Source organism: Cryobacterium serini (assembly GCF_004404025.1).
Taxonomy (GTDB): Bacteria; Actinomycetota; Actinomycetes; order Actinomycetales; family Microbacteriaceae; genus Cryobacterium; species Cryobacterium serini.
Genome location: NZ_SOHN01000011.1, coordinates 295,432 through 313,224 on the forward strand (window position 1 = coordinate 295,432; position 17,793 = coordinate 313,224).

Here is a 17,793-nt window from a genome sequence, read left to right on the forward strand (position 1 = left end):
GGTTAGGCGTCGCGTCGTTTGAGCAGCAGCGCGGCCGTCCCAAGGCTCACTGCCACCCAACCGAGTACGACCAGGAGCGCCTGCCAGGATTCCATCGTGGTCGGGGCGACCATCTCGGAGCCGGCCATGGTCAACAGGAACGGCATGATGTCGGCAACCCAGCCGACCATTAGCGAGAACAGTGCCACAACCGTCGGCAGGAGCAGGATGATTCCCAGCGCCGTCGCGATGCCACCAGCGCTGCTCCGCACGATGGCACCGATACCGATCGAGAACACCGCGATGAGCGCGAGGAAGAGCACGTTGCCGAGTAGGGGCAGGATCACGTCGACGTCGAAGAAGCTCACCGTGACATCCTTGGCACCCAGGATGGGAAACGCCACGAGGAACGACCCGACCACGCTGAACAGACCGATCAGGAAGCTGAACACGAACAATACGAGCACCTTCGCCCAGAGCGCGGGCAGTCGGTTCGGGACCGCAGTGAGCGTCGACTTGATCATTCCGCTGGAATATTCGCCACTGATCGTGAGTACGCCGAGCACGGCGACGATCAGCTGGCCGAGGCCCAGTCCTGTGGTCGAGACGAGCACAAACAGCTGGGCATTACTGCCAGCGATAGGGGCACCCGTGTTCGGGTCGAACGCGGCGGTCGCCGTGGACATAGCGAACGACATCGCGACCGCGAGTCCGAGCGCGGCCACGATGATCAGTGAGAAGGTCCAGTAGGTGGAGCGCAGGCTCCACAACTTGATGGATTCAGATTTCACCAGGCCGGTGAAGCTGAGGCCGGAGCCCGCCGACATGAACGTTGCGCGGGCCGCGGACGGCTGGGTGGGGGTTATAGTGCTCATCGAGCGACCTCCGCTTCGGCGTGGGTATCGCCGGTGCGATACTCCACTTCGTTCTGGGTGAGTTTCATGTAGGCGTCCTCGAGGGAGGCGCTCACCGCCGAGAGTTCGTGCAGTGAAATCCGGGCAGCCGCGGCGCGATCGCCGATCTCGTTCACGGTTAGTCCGCTGATCTCGAGCACGTCCTGCTCGACGTTGGTGATGGTGACATCTTCCTGCGCCAGCAGGGCGGCGAGGGCCGCCGTGTGCGGGGTGCGCACGCGCACCGTGTTCTGCGCGGCCGAGGCGATGATGTCGGCGACCGAGGCATCCGCTATCACTCGACCGCGGCCGAGCACGATGATGTGGTCGGCAGTGAGCGCCATCTCACTCATGAGGTGCGAGGAAAGCAGCACAGTGCGGCCCTCGGCCGCGAGCTGCTTGGTGAGCTTGCGTACCCACTGCACACCCTCTGGGTCGAGGCCGTTCACAGGCTCGTCGAGAATGAGGGTGGCCGGGTCGCCGAGCAGTGCCGCGGCAATACCGAGACGCTGGCCCATGCCGAGCGAGAAACCGCCGACGCGCTTGCGGGCGACGGACTCCAGGCCGGTGAGGTTGATGACCTCGTGAACCCGACTGGTGGGGATGTTGTGGGTAGCAGCCATAGCGCGCAGGTGGTTGTAGGCGCTGCGGCCGGTGTGCACGGCCTTGGCATCGAGCAGAACGCCGACCTCACGCAGCGGTGCCTTGTGCTCGTGGTACGGCTTGCCGTTGACGATCACCGATCCGGCGCTGGGCCGGTCAAGGCCCACGATCATGCGCATGGTGGTGGACTTGCCGGCGCCGTTCGGACCGAGAAAACCGGTGACCTTGCCCGGCTGCACCGTGAAGTCGACCGCGTCGACCGCGGTCTTACTTCCGTAGTGTTTGGTCAGGGACTGTGCCTGGATCACGACTGCCTCATTCCGTTGGTGGGTGAGGCCCCGTTTCACTGCACTGAAGCCCCCATACCAAACGGTATGGTTTGCCTTCTATGTGGCGCATCAACCGTAAGGATGGTTGTGCGCCACAGCTGTCGTACCTGAGTACGACGCGTATTGCCTTACCGCTTGACCGGTTTTTCGGGTGAAGGAGCGGTTCCGGACGCCCGCTGGTCGGCGTAGTAATCGCGGGCTTCGACCTGGCGCTCGCGTTCGATGCCGCTCGCGATCGTGGCGCGCAGGTGGTCGGGCGAGTAGCCGAACGCGTCGACGAGATCGAGGGCGTGCGGGCGGATGCGCGCGATCAGCCGGTCGATGTAGGCCGTGACGGCCTGGGCCCGCTGGGCGGAGAGCCGACCGTGAATGAGGTACCAGGCCAGGTTCTTCTCCACCAGGCCGAGGCCGAACAGGTCACGCAGCCAGGTGAGCACCTGCTTGGTGCCGGCATCCGTCGTAGCGTCCAGCGCCCGGGTGAACGATTCCCACTGCAGGAGTTCGCCGTGGGCGCGTGCTGCTTCAATGAGCTCGTTCTGGTGCGCATTGAACAGGTCGGCGGCCTGCTTCTTGGGCAACTTGGTGGCGCCGCGCAGTTTGCCGGCGACCTCGCCGATCATGCTCTCGACCCGATCGGTGAGCAGTTCGCGCTGCACATCGGCTTCGCGGAGGGCGCCGACCGAGCGTGCCGTTGATCCACGGTCGGCAACGGACTGGCCCAGGGTGCGGAGGCCTGTGCCGTGGTAGGCGCGACCAGCGGCGTGCTGAACCACGTAGCGGGCGAGGGCGCCGGCATCCGCTGTGGCGAATTTGCGGCTGTAATCGGTGAGCAGGCGTTTGGCGACGAGCTGCAGCAGCACGTTGTTGTCGCCCTCGAAGGTCACAAAGACGTCGAGGTCGGCGCGCAGCCCCACGAGGCGGTTCTCGGCCATGAAGCCGGCGCCGCCGCAGGCTTCACGCGCCTCCTGCAGGGTATCGAGTGCGTGCCAGGTGGAAAGCGGCTTGAGCGCGGCAGCGAGGGTCTCGAGGTCCTGCCGGTCGTCGTCGGTGTCGGCTTTGCCGCTGAACACGTCGTCGAACTTCACCAGAAACTCGTCGTGCGCGAAGGTCTGCGCGTAGGTCGTGGCAAGGCGCGGGAGCAACCGGCGCTGGTGCCTCTGATAGTCGAGGATGACCTCCTCGTCACTGTCGCTTCCTGCGGTGAACTGACGACGCTGGCTGCCATAGGTGATTGCGATGGTCAGGGCGAGAGCGGATGCCGCGGTGGCTGCCCCGTCGAGCGACACGCGACCCTGCACCAGCGTGCCGAGCATCGTGAAGAAGCGCCGGCCCGGGCTTGATATGGGGCTGGAGTACGTGCCGTCCTCGGCGACGTCACCATAGCGGTTAAGCAGGTTCTCGCGCGGGATGCGCACGTCGGTGAAGTGTAGTCGGCCGTTGTCGATGCCGTTGAGGCCGCCCTTCAAGCCGTCGTCCTCGCCGCCGACACCGGGGAGGAATGCGCCATCGGCGCCCCGAATGGGCAGGTAGAAGGCGTGCACACCGTGGTTGGTTCCCCGGGTGATGAGCTGGGCGAACAGCACGGCGGCGATGCCGTCTTTCGCGGCGTTGCCAAGGTAGTCCTTCCAGGCAGCGCGAAACGGGGTATTGATGATGAACTCCCCGGTCGCGGCGTCGAAGGTGGCGGTGGTCGCGATGCTCGCCACGTCTGAGCCGTGACCGATTTCGGTCATGGCGAACGCGCCGGGAACGGAGAGGTCCATAATGCCGGGAAGGTACTTATCGTGGTGCGGTTGGGTACCGAGGTGAAGCACAGCGGCGCCGAAGAGGCCCCACTGCACGCCACCCTTGATCTGCAGGCTCGGGTCGGCGATGACGAGTTCTTCGAAGCCGGCAATGTTTCCGCCGTGGTCATCCTGACCGCCAAGATGCTTGGGGAAGGCACGGAGTACGTGTCCCTTGGCTGCGAGCACCTTGAGCTGCTCGAATACGCGCAGCCGATGGTCAGCCATGGAGAGGCCCTCAATGCGCTGCATATCGGGGCGCGCGGTGACTTCTCGGGCGGCAAGGCGCACGTCGGCCCAGGTGCCGAGCAGCTGGCGCCCGAGTTGTTCGACGTTGACCGTGGGGGCGGTCGGATCACCGATGGACTTAATGGGTCCAGTGTCGACGCTGGGATCGATCGTCGATCGGGTGCTGGAGCGCTGGGCTGTGTCAACCATCGGTGGTCCTAACTGTTCGCGCGAAGTTGTGATCGCAACGTTAGGGCCGCGTAGTCGCGGTCGTGAAACGCGCGGTGCGGGGGCGACAATGATAGATGCCGCACCCGGCATCCGTTTTGTAGGTTCACTACAACTTCGGGTCGTTCGCACCTGCGCTGTTGCACAAATAGCGCGCTGTTGCGATCAGGCGGAGGCCGCGACAACCTCGAGCAAGGCTGCGCCGTAGGCCTCGAGCTTCTTAGCACCGATACCGGTGATGCCGTCGAGCGCGGCGAGCGTGGCGGGGCCGGCCGCGGCCACAGCAATGAGGGTCGCGTCGCCGAAGACGATGTAGGCGGGAACGCCCTGCTCCTTTGACTCGGCCGAACGCCACACCCGCAGCGCCTCGAATAGGGTCTCCTGAGATGTGCTGAGGTCGGCGGCCGCGACTTTCGCTGCGCTCGGGCGGCGGGCGGCGCTGGAACGTGCGGGGCGGTCGGGTTCGCGCCGCAGTTGCACGTCGCGACTGCCGCCGAGAACCCCGGCTGCGGCATCCGTCAACACGAGGGTTCCGTATTCTCCGGAGGTAGCCAGCAGGCCCTGGGCCAGCATCTGGCGCACGACGCCACGCCAGGCCTGGTCGCTGAGGTCGGCGCCAAGGCCCCAGGTACTCAGTTCGGTATGCCGGTATTGGGTGGCACGGGGGGTTTCTTTGCCGCGGAGGATGTCGATGAGGTGGCCGGCGCCGAACTTCTGGTTGCGTTCGCGGTGCAGGCGCACGATAGTGGAAAGCAGTTTCTGGGCGGGGATGGTGCCGTCCCAGGCTTCGGGGGGTTCGAGGCAGGTGTCGCAGTTGCCGCAGGGTTCGCTGGTCTGGCCGAAGTAGCGCAGCAGATTGACCCGGCGGCAGTGCACGGTTTCGCAGAGGGCGAGCATGGCGTCGAGGTGGGCGGAGAGTTTGCGCCGATGGCCGAGGTCGCCGGGCGACTCGTCGATCATGCGCCGCTGTTGCACCACGTCTTGCAGGCCGTAAGCCAGCCAGGCCGTGGCCGGGGCCCCGTCGCGGCCGGCTCGACCGGTTTCCTGATAGTAGCCCTCGACCGATTTGGGCAGGTCGATGTGGGCGACGAAGCGCACGTCGGGCTTGTCGATTCCCATGCCGAAGGCGATCGTGGCGACGATGACGACGCCCTCCTCGCGCAGGAAGCGAGACTGGGTGCGAGCGCGCAGGCCCGCGTCGAGCCCGGCGTGATACGGCAGTGCGTTGACGCCGTTCTGACGCAGAAAATCGGCCGTCTGGTCGACCGTCTTACGGCTGAGTGCGTAGACGATTCCGGCGTCGCCCGGGTGCTCCGTCTTCAAGAAGGACAGCAGCTGCTTGCGTACCTCGGACTTGCCGACAATGCGGTACTGGATGTTGGGCCGGTCGAAACTCGCCACGAAGTGTCTGGCGTCGCCCATCTGCAGGCGGGTCGTGATCTCCTGGTGCGTGGCATCCGTCGCGGTGGCGGTGAGGGCGATGCGCGGCACATCGGGCCATCGGTCGGCGAGTTCGCTGAGCGCGAGGTAGTCGGGCCGAAAATCGTGTCCCCACTGCGACACGCAGTGGGCCTCGTCGATGGCGAACAGCGCGATCGTTCCGCGCTCGAGCAGCCGCTTGGTGGCCTCATTGGAGAGGCGCTCCGGCGCGACGTAGAGCAGGTCGAGGTCACCGTTCAGGTAGTCGCGTTCGACCTGGCTGCGGGTCTGCGAATCCTGGCTGGAGTTGAGAAACTCAGCTCGCACACCGACGGCGGTGAGCGCGTCCACCTGGTCTTGCATCAGTGCGATGAGGGGTGAGACGACGATGCCGGTGCCGGGTCGCACCAGCGCGGGAATTTGGTAGCACAGGCTCTTGCCGCCGCCGGTGGGCATAAGCACGACGGCGTCCTTGCCGTCGACGACCTGTGCGATGATCTCGGCCTGGTCGCCGCGGAAGGAGTCGTAGCCGAACACGGTGTGCAGGGCTTCGGCGGCGGTGGCGAATTTGCGGGTCGCCGCGCGAATCGGCGTGGCGGGCCGGGTGACTGCCGCCTCGCTGCGGTGGCTCGAAGCGAATGCCGCGGCCGGGTCGGCGGGCTGCCGCCCGAACTGGCGGTCGGCAAACTCCCGGTCCGACTCGGGTGGTGGAGCGTCGTAGTCGTCGGGGGCATCGAAATCGCTCGGGCCATCGAAGGCACTGGATGGTTCAACGTCGTCGGGGTTCCCGGGCAGCTCAGCGTTCCAACTCACGTGGACAACTTTACCCGGGCCCCCTGACACGTTCCCTGCAGCTGGTCAGCGTCGGGAGGCAAGAACGGCGGTCAGGCTCGGGACTTACGGCGGAGGGCGAACAGGGTGGCACCCACAGCGAGGAGCACGGCGCCGAGGCTGCCACCGATCCAGGCGACCGTGGAGAGCGTGCCGTTGGAGCCGGAATCTGCGGAGGGCGAGGTGCCGGAATCCGTTGTTGCTGCATCCGTTTCGGTAGCGCAGGCGGGAGCCGTGGCAGCCCCGTCGGCGAGTACCTGATCGGCGTTTGGCTGCCAGTCGAAGGTATATTCGTCGGAAATGGCGTGGCCGTCGGTGGAGATCGTCTGCCAGATCACCGTGTACTCGCCGGCCGCGCCGAGCTGCGCCGAGGTCTCGACCGTAGCGCCGGAGACACTCCCGCAGCCATCGCCGTAAAACAACGGAGCGCTGGTTGGCCCCGTGACGATCATCGCGCCGCCCGAGCCTGTTCCACCGAGGTCGAGCAACTGGTCGCTGGTCGTGACCGAAAATACACCGGGTTGCTCGGTCACGACGGAATCGGCTGCCGGTGAAGAGCCGACGACGTTGTTGTGAGCGAATGCCGGGGCCGCGCCCCAGCCCAGGGCCGCTGCAGCGACGACGACCGCGAACAGGGCTCGGGCCGTGCGGCGAGTGGCCGAAGCCGTCTGCCGGCGGGTCGGCCGCTGGCGCGCAGTTCTAACGAGGGGGGCTATCGCTCCGTGGGGCGCTGTGTTGGCGCCCACGGTGCTCGACCGACGGCTTGCGACGGGCGCAGTGGAAGCCAGTGCTGTAGCGGTACCGGTGGGGGTCGTGAACTTCATGACTTTCCTTAAATATGGGTGCCCGGCGCAAACCGAACGAGGCCGGCGAAGCCTCTGCTACTCGTTCGGTGCGATGGGGAAATTAGTCTGGTTGGTCTATTCGTCAGGCGGCGAGGGCGAAGGCGGGCGGCCCGCGATGGCGCAGGGCCGAGAGCACCAGGATCAGATCGCGCGGGCTAAACACCGGTGCCACGTGTCCGATACGGTGAGGCGCTTCAATCGGCACGACTCGCTGGGCCCGCGTGAAAAGGGTGCGGATGCCCAGGCGAACGTTCTCAACCAGGCTCCAGAATGCGCGTTCCGCGTACCGTAGCGCAAGAATCGTGACGATTGCGGCGCCGAAATGGGCGAGCCACATTGCCGCGCCATCGTGTGGGACATGCGTGGTCGAGCCCAGAACGGCCGGGTCGATCAAATTGGGCAGCGCCGCGTGCTGGTGGGTGGCCGAGGCGGCGAGAGCGTCGGCCCCGAGAGCACCGCCCGGCGCTCCGAGTGAAAACAGTCCGTGAAAGATGACCTGGCTGATCAAAACGGATGCGGCACCGCGCCAGAACGAGAGCGTGCGGCCGGCGAGCGCGACGCAGACCATGCCGCCGAAGGCCAGCGAAACGACGACGGCCAAAAGGCCAGGTGCCGAACCGCCACCCAGGGTGTGCGACAGTGCGGCAACAAAAGTCGAGAACAGGGCGACGATCCAGCCGCGCGCAAAGCGGGCCCAGCGTGTGTGCATTTCGGCCCCTCTCCGGTTTCCTCCAGAGTAGCTGACCGACCCTGAAAAAAAGGTTGGCGTGGTCGGTGTGACGGAGCTAGTACACGACCACGCGAATTGGGCGGGAGACAGACTCCTGAAAATGATCGCTTCCGCTGTACTGCACGGTGAGCTTGTGCACACCACGGCTCAGCCCGGTGATGCCCGTGGTCACGACGCCATCCTTCTGCGACGTGAGCAGCCGGGTCTTGATGAGCTCACCCCGGTCAAACACCCGAATCGTTCCGGTCGGCGTAGCTTTGTCAGCCGCAGCCACTTCGACCCGCAGCTGCACGGCCCTCTTCTGGCTCACGAAGTGGCGCTGTACTGCGGCCGTCGTCGTCGTCTGCACGGCAACGGGTCCGACGTCTTTGATGACGATGGGGATGGTGATCGCGGTCCCCGTCCCCACCACCTCGAAGGTCACCTGGTGCAGGCCGCTGGATGCGTCAGACGGAATCGGGAACAGCACGTTAGCGCGACCGACCTCGTCGGTGTTATCGACAATGGCGGGGTCGATCAGATACGTGGCACCGGCACCGTCGAATTGCACGAAAACGATGTCGGATCCGCCCTCGCCTGCACTCATCAGCAGCGAGGACAGGCCAATCTCGAGGTTCTGGCCGGGCAGGTACGCGTCCTCGACCGGAGGCGTCAGAGTGACACCGATCGCGCGCTGCGACTGGTCGGGGTTGGCGACGCGGGTGTCGACGAAGTAGTCGACCATGGCCTGTAAATCGGTTTGACCGGAGTCGGCCTGGTTCGTGCCGGAGGCGAGCGTGAAAAAATTGTCGCCGCCCGCAGCGAGGAACGAATTGACGGTGATGCGATGCACCGCACTGTCCGCAATCTCGACACCATTGAAGAACATGTGGGTGATGTGCTCGCCGGCTGCTGCGGTGGGGTCGTAGGTATAGGCGAGGCTCTTCGAGAGGCCGAGTTTGAGGAAGGGCCGGCTGGACCCGGTGGGCTGCCACTGCTCCTCGAGCACCTGGCGCAGTTGGGTGCCGGTCAGGTCCATGGTCACGAGCGTGTTGGCGAAGGGTTGAACGGATGCCGCCTCGCGATAGCTAACATCGCCGACGAGGTCATCCGGCCCACTGCTGGCCATGACGAGATCTGTACGGAGCCCACCCGGATTCATCAGCGCAATCTGGGCACCCGACTCGATTGTCGCGCTCAGCTGTACGTCGGCGACAAAGTTGCCGAGAATCGACTCTCCCCCACGATTCTCGGTTCCGTCGCTCTGCCTGGCTCGATTGAAGTCATTGGTGATCACACCGATGATGACAGCTCCCAGGGGAGCGGCAGCCTCGGTCGCGGCAGTGACGAGGGACGCAACTGCCGGGTCGGCCGGGTACAAAGCGACCCCGTCAGCATCGACGGTAGGCAGGGTCTCGCCAGCGATACTCACCAGCTCATGACTCTCGGGGTCGACGGCGAGGGACAAGTGGCCCAGATCCTGGCCATAACTCGCGGCCTGAATCACGGGTCGTGGCAGGGAGTTGCCGGCCACCGAAATTGAATGGCTGTAGAGCTGGTGAGTGTGCGCCGACACGATCGCGGCGACCGAGGGATCGGTGTCCGTAACGATGCGCCCAAACGCGGAGTCGTCGGTGGAGTCGGCCAGGTCGGGCCCGGCGGCGCCCTCGTGCACGAGCAGGATGGTGACATCCGCTTCGCCGTTGGCGGCGTCGCCGTCGCCCAGGTTGGCTGCGACCCGGTTGACCTCGGTCACCACGTCACGCACCTCAAGGGTGCTGATGCCGGCTGGACTCACCAGGCTCGGCAGCTGATTGGTGACGGCACCGATGAAACCGACGGAAATTCCATCGACCTCCGTCACGACGTACTGCTCGAATGCTGGTTGCCCGGTGCCCAGGTCATAAACATTGGCGGACAGGTAGGGAAAGTCTGCTGCGGGAATCACGCGGTCGTCGAGGTCGGCCCGACCCTGGTCGAACTCGTGGTTGCCGAGCGCAGAGGCGTCGAGGCCGATCGCGTTGAGAGCGTCGATCGTGGGGGTGTCCTGCTGGATGAAGGAGGTGAAGGTGGAGGCGCCGATGTTGTCGCCGGCCGACACGACCAGCGTGTTGCCAGCGTCGCGGAATTGGTTGACGGCACCGGCGAGCACGGCGGCACCCGCCGCAGCACCGGCTGCCTCGATCCGACCGTGAAAGTCGTTGATCGTGAGCACGTCAATGATGATTGGCGGCTCGGCGGCGCTGACGGGTGCGGTGGCGGGCGTCGAGAAGCCGAATGCCAGCACGATGACCGCCGCGAGCGTTGACCGTGCCCGCCGCCGGGTTCGATGTGTCGAAGAATCAGGGCTGAGAACGGCACCTGCGGTGATCACAATCGCGCTCCTTGTTTAGAATGACTCTGCTACGGCCATCGACAACATAGGGGCAAGCGCAGACCTTGCCTAGGGCTCAGGACAATCTCACGCGGAGGCGTCGAGAGATCAGCGCGGGCGCGACTCAGGCGCGACCGGTGAAGGAGGGCTTGCGCTTCTCCTGGAATGCGGCGAAACCCTCACGGTAGTCGCCCGTGGCGCATAGCGCGGCCTGGGCGGCGGTCTCGTCGCTCATGCTCTGCCAAAGTCCAAGCCGCTCGTCACGCAGAGATTGGACGAGCACCTTGCTCGCGAGAAAAGCCTGGGTGGCACCGGATGCCGCGCGCGCGGCTGCCTGCGCGGTCGCCTCGGACAGCTCCGCAGCCGGAAACACCTGGCTGAACAGTCCACCAGCGACGGCTTCAGCCCCCGACATGAGCCGCCCGCTGTAGATCAGGTCGAGGGTACGGTGCGCACCGAGGCGTTCCACGAACAGGGCATGCCCGCCAGAGTCGAGGGTGGCGCCGAGATTCGCAAACGGTGAACCGATCTTGGCGGTATCGGCGACGTAGACAACGTCGGTGGCGATGAGCAGGCCGAGGCCCACGCCCAGGCACGCGCCGTGGGCGGCCGCGAAGGTCGGTGCCGGAAACCGGCTCATGCGTTCAAGCAGCGGCGTCACCAGATTGCCGAGGTAACCGATCACGTCGTCGGTACGCGGGTCGACCGCCGAAATGTCGCGGCCGGCGCAGAAGGCCCGGCCTGTCCCGCTTAGCACGAGCGCGCGCACGCCGGCCCGCTCGGCGGTCTGGTACGCCGCGTCGAGTTCGACGATCGCGGCCTCATCGAGGGCGTTGAGTTTATCGGGCGCGTTCAGCATCACGTGGGCGACGTCGTTGTCTATCGAGAGCTCAATCACGGCATCCGCTTTTCTCATGGGTTAGACGTCGTAGTCGACGACGACGGTGTCGGTGGTCGGGTGCGACTGGCAGGTCAGCACGTAACCGCGAGCGAGTTCTTCCGGCTCGAGCGCGTAGTTCTCGGTCATGGTGACGTCGCCGCTGACCAGCTTGGCGCGGCAGGTTCCGCAGACACCGCCGGCGCAGGCGAAGGGAACGTCGGGGCGCACCCGCAGGGCAGCATTCAGAATGCTCTCGTTCGCGTTGACCGGGGTGGTGACCGTGTTGCTCTGGCCGTCGAGGGTGAACTCGATCTGGAAGGTCTTGTCGCCGGTGCCGATGATGACCGGCCGACCGCGGTCACCATGGGCGGCCGAGGGCTCGCCGGCGGTGAACAGCTCGAAGCGTACGTGCGACCGGTCAACGCCGGTACTCTCGAGCGTGTCGCGGCAAAGCTGCACCAATTCGAACGGACCACACAGAAACCATTCATCGACCGTAGCCGGGCGCAGGATCGTGTCGAGCATGCGCCGAAACTTCTCTTCGTCGATGCGGCCGGAGAGTAACGAGGATGAGCGCTGCTCGCGAGAGAGCACGTGGTAGAGCGCTAGGCGGGCCGGGTAACGGTCCTTGAGCTCGGCGAGTTCGTCGAGGAACATCACGTCGAGGGCAGTGCGGTTGGTGTAGACGAGGGTGAACATCGACGTCGGTGAAGCGGCGAGCACGGTGTGCGCGAGCGCCATGAGCGGGGTGATTCCCGAACCGGCAGCCACTCCAACGACGTGCTTCTGGTCGAGGTCCTGCAGGGTCGAGGTGAAGCTGCCCTGCGGGCTCATCACGTCGATTTCATCACCGGGGTGAAGCTCGCTGTTGGCCCAGGTGGAGAAGACGCCGCCGAGGTCGCGTTTGATGGCGACACTGATCGAACCGCCTGCACTGGTTTTGACACCGGCCGGACGGCAGATCGAGTAGCTGCGACGCAGCTCCTTGCCGTCGATCATGGCGCGCAGGGCGAGGTGCTGGCCGGGCAGGTAGTCGAAAGCGCCTTGCAGTTTGGGCGGAACGGTGAAGGTGACCTCGACGCTGTCGGCCGTGAGCGGGCGCACTTCGGCCACCGTGAGGGTGTGGAAGCGTGCGCGGTGCTTGACCGGCGCCAGCGTGGTGGCGCCCTGCTTGGTGGATTCAAGACGTGTTGCAGCCATTAGAGCACCTTGAAGTAGTCGAACGGCTCGAGGCAGTCTCGGCATTCGTAGAGGGACTTACAGGAGGTGGAGCCGAAGTGCGCGAGCTCGCGGGTATTGAGCGAGGAGCAGCGCGGGCATTTCACTGCCATTTTCAGGCGGATCGGGCCGGCCGGGCCGGAGCTCCGCACGGTGGCATGGCCGGTGGGAGCGGCAATACCGTACTCACGCAGCTTGGCCTTGCCGATCTCGCTCATCCAGTCGGTGGTCCAGGCCGGGCTGAGCACCAGCCGCACCGACACATTTTCGTAGCCAGCGTTCGCGAGTACCGCTAGAACGTCGTCGCGCATGGCGTCCATGGCGGGGCATCCGCTATAGGTCGGCGTCAGGGTCACCGCGACAGCATCGCTGGTGACCCTGACGGACCGCAGCACACCGAGGTCTTCGATGGTGAGCACCGGAATCTCGGGGTCGACGACCTGCGCGGCAATTATCCAGGCCGCGAGCGACGCGGCGTCAGCGGGACGCGGGCGCGAGAGTGCCTCGTGCGCTGCTGTAGTCACCATGATGCGCCGGGGTGAGCGCGGGTGAGCACCTGCATTTCGGCGAGGAGAAAAGCGAGGTGCTCGGAGTGCTTGCCGGTGCGGCCGCCACCGGAAGCGACAAATCCACGGGGGACCTCGAGTTCGGCTTCGGCGAGCACCGGTGCGATGGCGGCGTCGAACGCCGGGAGCAGGCTCGACGGGCGAACCGCGATCCCTTCGAGACGGTCGATGAGCGGGTCGTCGCGAAAGATCTCTTCGACGTAGGGCCATAGGTCGGAGAACGCGGTGATCATGCGGCGCCGCGATTCGTCGGTGCCCTGCGCGAGGCGCAGTACCCACTGGGTGGAGTGGTCGCGGTGATAGTCGACTTCTTTCACCGCCTTGGCGGCGATCGCAGCCAGGGTTGCGTCAGCGGATGCCCGCAGCCGACCGTACAGTTCGAACAGGTAGTGGGCCACAATGAACTGGCGTGCGATGGTGTGGGCAAAGTCACCGTTGGGCTGTTCGACGATGTGCAGCGAGCGAAAATCGGGCTCGGTGCGCCAGTACGCGAGGTCATCTTCGGTGCGGTTCGTGGCGGTGCCGGCGTAATGCAGCAGCGACCGGGCGTGGCCGATCAGGTCGAGGGCGACGTTGCCAAGGGCGACGTCTTCTTCGAGCTCGGGAGCGCGGGAAATCCAGGCACCGAGCTGCTGGGCCAGGATAAGTGAGTCGTCGCCGAGCCACAGCGCATACTCCGCCAAGTCGGGTGTGGCGAGGGACGGGCCTTCGATGAGTTCGGCGTCGAGCGTGGTGACATCGACGGCGACGTGGCCGTGCTCGTCTTCGTGACCGGAGGCAGGGACATCGGCTTCGATGTGATTGCTCATAGGTGCTTCACTCCTTCGCTCTTGGAGTAGTAGCTCGCGTGGCGGTAGTTCTTTCCGGCGGGCGATTCGAAGAAGGCGCCCTTGGCGTCGGGATCACTCGTGGTGATGGCGGCGGCGGGAACGACCCAGACCGAGACGCCCTCGCTGCGGCGGGTGTACAGGTCGCGAGCATTGCGCACGGCGAGGGTCTCGTCGGGAGCATGCAGGGAGCCGACGTGCACGTGACTCAGGCCGCGGTTGGAGCGCACGAACACTTCCCAGAGGGGCCAGATTTCAGCTGCGGAATCCCCGGGAGTGGTCATGAGACTGCCATTTCTTCAGTTCGTGCGGACCGTTTGAGTGCAATCTGTTTGACGGCATAGGCCGCGGCGGCTTCGCGCACCCACGCGCCCTCGTCGTGGGCGTCGCGTCGACGCTGTAGGCGCTGAGCGTTGTTGGGGCCACGGCCGGCGAGCACCTCGTGGAACTCGGTCCAGTCGATCGTGCCGAGGTCCCACTGCTGGGTCTCCTCGTTGAAGTGCAGGTCCGGGTCTGGCAGGGTGATGCCCAGCACGGCCGCCTGGGGCACGAGCATGTTCACGAAGCGCTGGCGCAGTTCGTCATTGGAGTGACGCTTGATCTTCCACGCCATGGACTGCGCCGAGTTGGGCGAGTCGTCATCGGGCGGGCCGAACATCATGAGCGCGGGCCAGTACCAACGGTTGACCGAATCCTGGGCCATCTGACGCTGCTCGTCGGTGCCCTGCATGAGCTCGAGCAGAATCTCGAAACCCTGGCGCTGGTGGAAGGATTCTTCCTTGCAGATGCGCACCATCGCACGGCCGTAGGGGCCATAGGAGGCACGGCAGAGGGGCACCTGGTTGCAGATAGCGGCGCCGTCGACGAGCCAGCCGATCGAGCCCATGTCCGCCCAGCTCGGGGTCGGGTAGTTGAAGATCGACGAGTAGCGGGCCTTGCCAGCGATGAGGGCATCCGTCATGTCGTCGCGGGTAGCGCCGAGGGTCTGCGCGGCGGAGTAGAGGTAGAGACCGTGGCCGGCTTCGTCCTGCACCTTGGCCATGAGAATCGCCTTGCGCTTCAGGCTCGGGGCGCGCGTGATCCAGTTCGACTCGGGCTGCATGCCGATGATTTCCGAGTGCGCGTGCTGTGAAATCTGGCGCACGAGCGACTTGCGGTAGGCCTCTGGCATCCAGTCACGCGGCTCGATGCGCGAGTCGGCCTCGATCAAGTCGTTGAACTGCTGTTCCTCGACGCTGATAACGGCGGTTGCGCTCGTATCGGGCGTGATGGTGCTTGTCATCATCGGCTCCTGGTCTGCGTTGACTGCGGTGGTCGTGGTTGGTTTTGTGCACAAGCGAGCGGCGCTAGGGTGATGCTCGTCGGCAATTGCGCTCACGGGTTTGAAATCTATTACCGACCGATCGTTCAGTTAGTATATAGTCACATTATCGGACGGGCAACCCCGACCGGTACGGCAACTCAACGAGGAGAACCGAATGACCGAAGCTCTGCATGTCGGCAGCCAGGCCATGATGCAGCGCGACCGGGCATCCGCTTCTCTCGGTATGGTCGTCCATCGCAACGAGCCAGGCCACTCCGTGGTTTCCATGGTCGTGCGCGACGATATGCTCAACGGTTTTGATGTGACCCACGGCGGTTTTATCTTCGCCCTCGCCGACACGGCTTTCGCCATTGCCTGCAATGATTCGCACCATGTCACGCTCGCGGCCGGCGCCGACATCAGCTTTCTGAAGCCGACCACCAGCGGCCAGAATCTCACCGCCACCGCTCTGCTGCGTGTGAAGAGCGGCAGAAGTGGCCTCTATGACGTACGGATCACCGTCGACAACGACGTGACCGTTGCTGAATTTCGCGGTCGCAGCCGCACCACCAATTTGCCTGTTCCCGACCGCACCCACCTATAACCCTTCCGGAAGGCACCATGTCAACGCTGACCAAGACCCGTCTGCACGCACCGGCACTCGACGAGCTCGACGCGGCCGAGCGCCTGGACCAGGGCGAAATCCGCGCGCTGCAACTGATTCGACTACAGCACACTGTGCGACACGCCTACGAGAATGTACCCCTCTATACGCGCAAATTTGATGCGGTTGGAGTGCACCCCGATGACATTCGCACCCTCGAAGACATCAGGCTGCTGCCGTTCACAACAAAGGATGACCTGCGAGTTTCGTACCCCTTCGGCATGTTCGCCGTTCCGATGGATCAGATCGCTCGCATTCACACGTCATCGGGTACTACTGGCCTGCCGACCGTGGTCGGGTACACCAAGAACGACCTCGCTATGTGGTCTGGTCTCGTCGCCCGCAGCCTGCGCGCCTCTGGCGTGCGCCCCGGCATGAAGGTACACAACGCCTACGGTTACGGCCTGTTCACGGGCGGGCTCGGTGCCCATGCGGGCATCGAAGCGCTCGGTGCTTGCGCCATCCCTATGTCGGGTGGCCAGACCAACAAACAGGTCCAAATGATCACCGACTTCGAGCCCGACGTCATTCTGTCAACGCCCAGCTACCTGCTCACGATCACCGATGCCATGGTTGCTGCCGGCCTTGATCCGCGCCGCTCGAGCCTGAAGGCCGGCGTGCTCGGTGCCGAGCCGTGGACCAATCAAATGCGCCTCGAGCTTGAAGACCGCCTCGACTTCGATGCGCTCGACATTTACGGCCTGAGCGAGGTCATGGGTCCTGGTGTCGGCAATGAGTGCATCGAGTCCAAGGACGGCCCACACCTGTGGGAAGATCACTTTCTGCCTGAGATCATCAATGGGGACACGGGACACAGCCTGCCCGACGGCGAAACCGGAGAGCTCGTCTTCACGTCGCTGACCAAGGAGGCGTTCCCGGTCATCCGCTATCGCACCCGCGACCTGACCCGATTGCTGCCAGGCACCGCGCGGCCGGGAATGCGACGAATGGAGAAGATCACCGGGCGCAATGACGACATGATCATTCTGCGCGGGGTCAACCTGTTCCCGACCCAGATCGAAGAGATCGTGCTCGGAATCGACCACCTCTCCCCCCATTTCGTGATCGAGCTGACCCGACCGTCGCGCATGGACGAGCTCACCGTACGCATCGAGCGACACGAGCACGCCAATGATGAGGCCTCTGCCATTGCCCGTGCGTTGCTCATCACCCTGATCAAGGATCGGATCGGATCAAGCGTGAACGTGCTCGTCGTCGAACCGGGCACCCTGGAGCGCAGTACGGGAAAGCACAAACGCGTCTACGACCTGCGCTAACCGGTCTCGGCCGGCACGTCTGCGTGAGAGACTCAAGTCCTATGCCTGACGTACACCCACCCAAACGCGGCCGTCCCGGCTACGACCAGCGCGCCATTCTTGAGATCGCCGTCACCGCGTTCAACGAATTCGGCTACGACGCGACCTCGATGGGAGTACTCGCGACACGTTTGGCCTTGTCGAAGGCTGCTATTTACCATCACTTCACCTCCAAGGATGAAGTGCTCCAGCTCGCCCTCGATGAAGCTCTCAACGGCCTCGAGGGCGTGCTGCTCGAGTCTGGTGCGCTGACCGGAAATGCGATCGACCGCCTGGCCTACGTGCTGCGCGGCGCCGTACATATATTGACGTCTCGGCTTCCGTATGTGACCTTGCTGCTGCGTGTACGCGGCAATACGGAGGTCGAGCGCCTGGCGCTCACCCGTCGCAGGGCTTTCGACCGAGCGGTTTCTGCTCTGGTCGTTGAAGCCCGTGATGAGGGATCATTGCGCAGCGACATCGACCCGCGCGTCGTCACACGACTGCTCTTCGGCATGGTTAATTCGATCGCCGAGTGGTACCGCCCCGAGGGCCCGGAGGACGCCAGCCACCTCGCGGACGACGTACTCGCCGTAGCTTTGGATGGCCTCCGCCGCCATTAGCGTGTTAACGACGAAGGGCCACGCACAGTGTGCGTGGCCCTTCGTCGTGTTTGATCGGATTAACGCAAAAAGGCCACCCGAAGGTGGCCTTTCTGTTTGTTTCTAAGTTAAGTCCGGCGGTGTCCTACTCTCCCACAGGGTCCCCCCTGCAGTACCATCGGCGCTGAGAGTCTTAGCTTCCGGGTTCGGAATGTG

At 64.8% G+C, this 17,793-nt stretch carries 16 protein-coding genes and 1 rRNA gene; 3 read left to right on the forward strand and 14 right to left on the reverse strand.

Going from position 1 to position 17,793, the window contains the following annotated elements; all coding sequences use genetic code 11:
• Positions 1-2 precede the first annotated feature (2 nt).
• The 13 genes from E3T51_RS10640 to paaA form a co-directional block, all read right to left on the reverse strand.
• Positions 3-854, reverse strand: coding sequence for an ABC transporter permease subunit (locus E3T51_RS10640; protein WP_134529798.1), 852 nt, complete (start codon positions 852-854; stop codon positions 3-5).
• On the reverse strand, positions 851-1,783 hold the full coding sequence (locus E3T51_RS10645) for an ABC transporter ATP-binding protein (RefSeq protein WP_134529799.1): 933 nt from the start codon (positions 1,781-1,783) through the stop codon (positions 851-853). The genes E3T51_RS10640 and E3T51_RS10645 overlap by 4 nt, the downstream gene beginning before the upstream one ends.
• Positions 1,784-1,932: 149 nt before the next feature.
• The gene (locus E3T51_RS10650; protein ID WP_134529800.1) at positions 1,933-4,026 is read right to left on the reverse strand and encodes an acyl-CoA dehydrogenase family protein; all 2,094 of its coding nucleotides are present in this window, start codon (positions 4,024-4,026) and stop codon (positions 1,933-1,935) included.
• Positions 4,027-4,209: 183 nt separating this feature from the next.
• A complete protein-coding gene (gene recQ, locus E3T51_RS10655) occupies positions 4,210-6,276 on the reverse strand; it encodes a DNA helicase RecQ (protein ID WP_420898425.1) in 2,067 nt (688 codons plus the stop codon).
• A 71-nt stretch (positions 6,277-6,347) separates the two neighbouring features.
• Positions 6,348-7,118 carry a copper resistance CopC family protein gene (locus tag E3T51_RS10660; protein ID WP_134529801.1) on the reverse strand — a complete coding sequence of 257 codons (771 nt, stop codon included), beginning with the start codon at positions 7,116-7,118 and terminating at the stop codon, positions 6,348-6,350.
• A 103-nt stretch (positions 7,119-7,221) separates the two neighbouring features.
• Positions 7,222-7,848: a hypothetical protein gene (locus E3T51_RS10665; protein WP_134529802.1), complete on the reverse strand. Its 627-nt coding sequence runs from the start codon at positions 7,846-7,848 to the stop codon at positions 7,222-7,224.
• Between the two features lie 76 nt (positions 7,849-7,924).
• Entirely contained in the window at positions 7,925-10,222 is a 2,298-nt protein-coding gene (locus tag E3T51_RS10670; protein ID WP_134529803.1) for a 5'-nucleotidase C-terminal domain-containing protein, read from the reverse strand.
• A 124-nt stretch (positions 10,223-10,346) separates the two neighbouring features.
• Positions 10,347-11,120 carry an enoyl-CoA hydratase/isomerase family protein gene (locus E3T51_RS10675; RefSeq protein ID WP_134529804.1) on the reverse strand — a complete coding sequence of 258 codons (774 nt, stop codon included), beginning with the start codon at positions 11,118-11,120 and terminating at the stop codon, positions 10,347-10,349.
• Positions 11,121-11,141: 21 nt separating this feature from the next.
• Entirely contained in the window at positions 11,142-12,302 is a 1,161-nt protein-coding gene (gene paaE / locus E3T51_RS10680; protein WP_134529805.1) for a 1,2-phenylacetyl-CoA epoxidase subunit PaaE, read from the reverse strand.
• Positions 12,302-12,847: a 1,2-phenylacetyl-CoA epoxidase subunit PaaD gene (paaD, locus tag E3T51_RS10685; RefSeq protein WP_134529806.1), complete on the reverse strand. Its 546-nt coding sequence runs from the start codon at positions 12,845-12,847 to the stop codon at positions 12,302-12,304. Before paaD ends, paaE begins: the two co-directional genes overlap by 1 nt.
• Positions 12,841-13,695, reverse strand: a complete 855-nt coding sequence (gene paaC / locus E3T51_RS10690) for a 1,2-phenylacetyl-CoA epoxidase subunit PaaC (protein WP_134529807.1) — start codon at positions 13,693-13,695, stop codon at positions 12,841-12,843. Before paaC ends, paaD begins: the two co-directional genes overlap by 7 nt.
• On the reverse strand, positions 13,692-13,997 hold the full coding sequence (paaB, locus tag E3T51_RS10695) for a 1,2-phenylacetyl-CoA epoxidase subunit PaaB (protein WP_092106867.1): 306 nt from the start codon (positions 13,995-13,997) through the stop codon (positions 13,692-13,694). Before paaB ends, paaC begins: the two co-directional genes overlap by 4 nt.
• On the reverse strand, positions 13,994-14,998 hold the full coding sequence (gene paaA / locus E3T51_RS10700; RefSeq protein ID WP_134529808.1) for a 1,2-phenylacetyl-CoA epoxidase subunit PaaA: 1,005 nt from the start codon (positions 14,996-14,998) through the stop codon (positions 13,994-13,996). Before paaA ends, paaB begins: the two co-directional genes overlap by 4 nt.
• Before the next feature lie 193 nt (positions 14,999-15,191).
• Here paaA and paaI point away from each other — a divergent pair, with 193 nt between their 5' ends.
• The 3 genes from paaI to E3T51_RS10715 are packed head-to-tail and all read left to right on the forward strand — an operon-like array spanning position 15,192 to position 17,598.
• Positions 15,192-15,620 carry a hydroxyphenylacetyl-CoA thioesterase PaaI gene (gene paaI, locus E3T51_RS10705; RefSeq protein WP_134529809.1) on the forward strand — a complete coding sequence of 143 codons (429 nt, stop codon included), beginning with the start codon at positions 15,192-15,194 and terminating at the stop codon, positions 15,618-15,620.
• Between the two features lie 17 nt (positions 15,621-15,637).
• Positions 15,638-16,957, forward strand: coding sequence for a phenylacetate--CoA ligase PaaK (gene paaK, locus E3T51_RS10710; RefSeq protein WP_104193558.1), 1,320 nt, complete (start codon positions 15,638-15,640; stop codon positions 16,955-16,957).
• Positions 16,958-16,998: 41 nt separating this feature from the next.
• Entirely contained in the window at positions 16,999-17,598 is a 600-nt protein-coding gene (locus E3T51_RS10715) for a TetR/AcrR family transcriptional regulator (RefSeq protein ID WP_104193559.1), read from the forward strand.
• Between the two features lie 111 nt (positions 17,599-17,709).
• Here E3T51_RS10715 and rrf read toward each other — a convergent pair.
• Positions 17,710-17,793 (reverse strand): 5S ribosomal RNA (gene rrf, locus E3T51_RS10720); the annotation flags it as partial.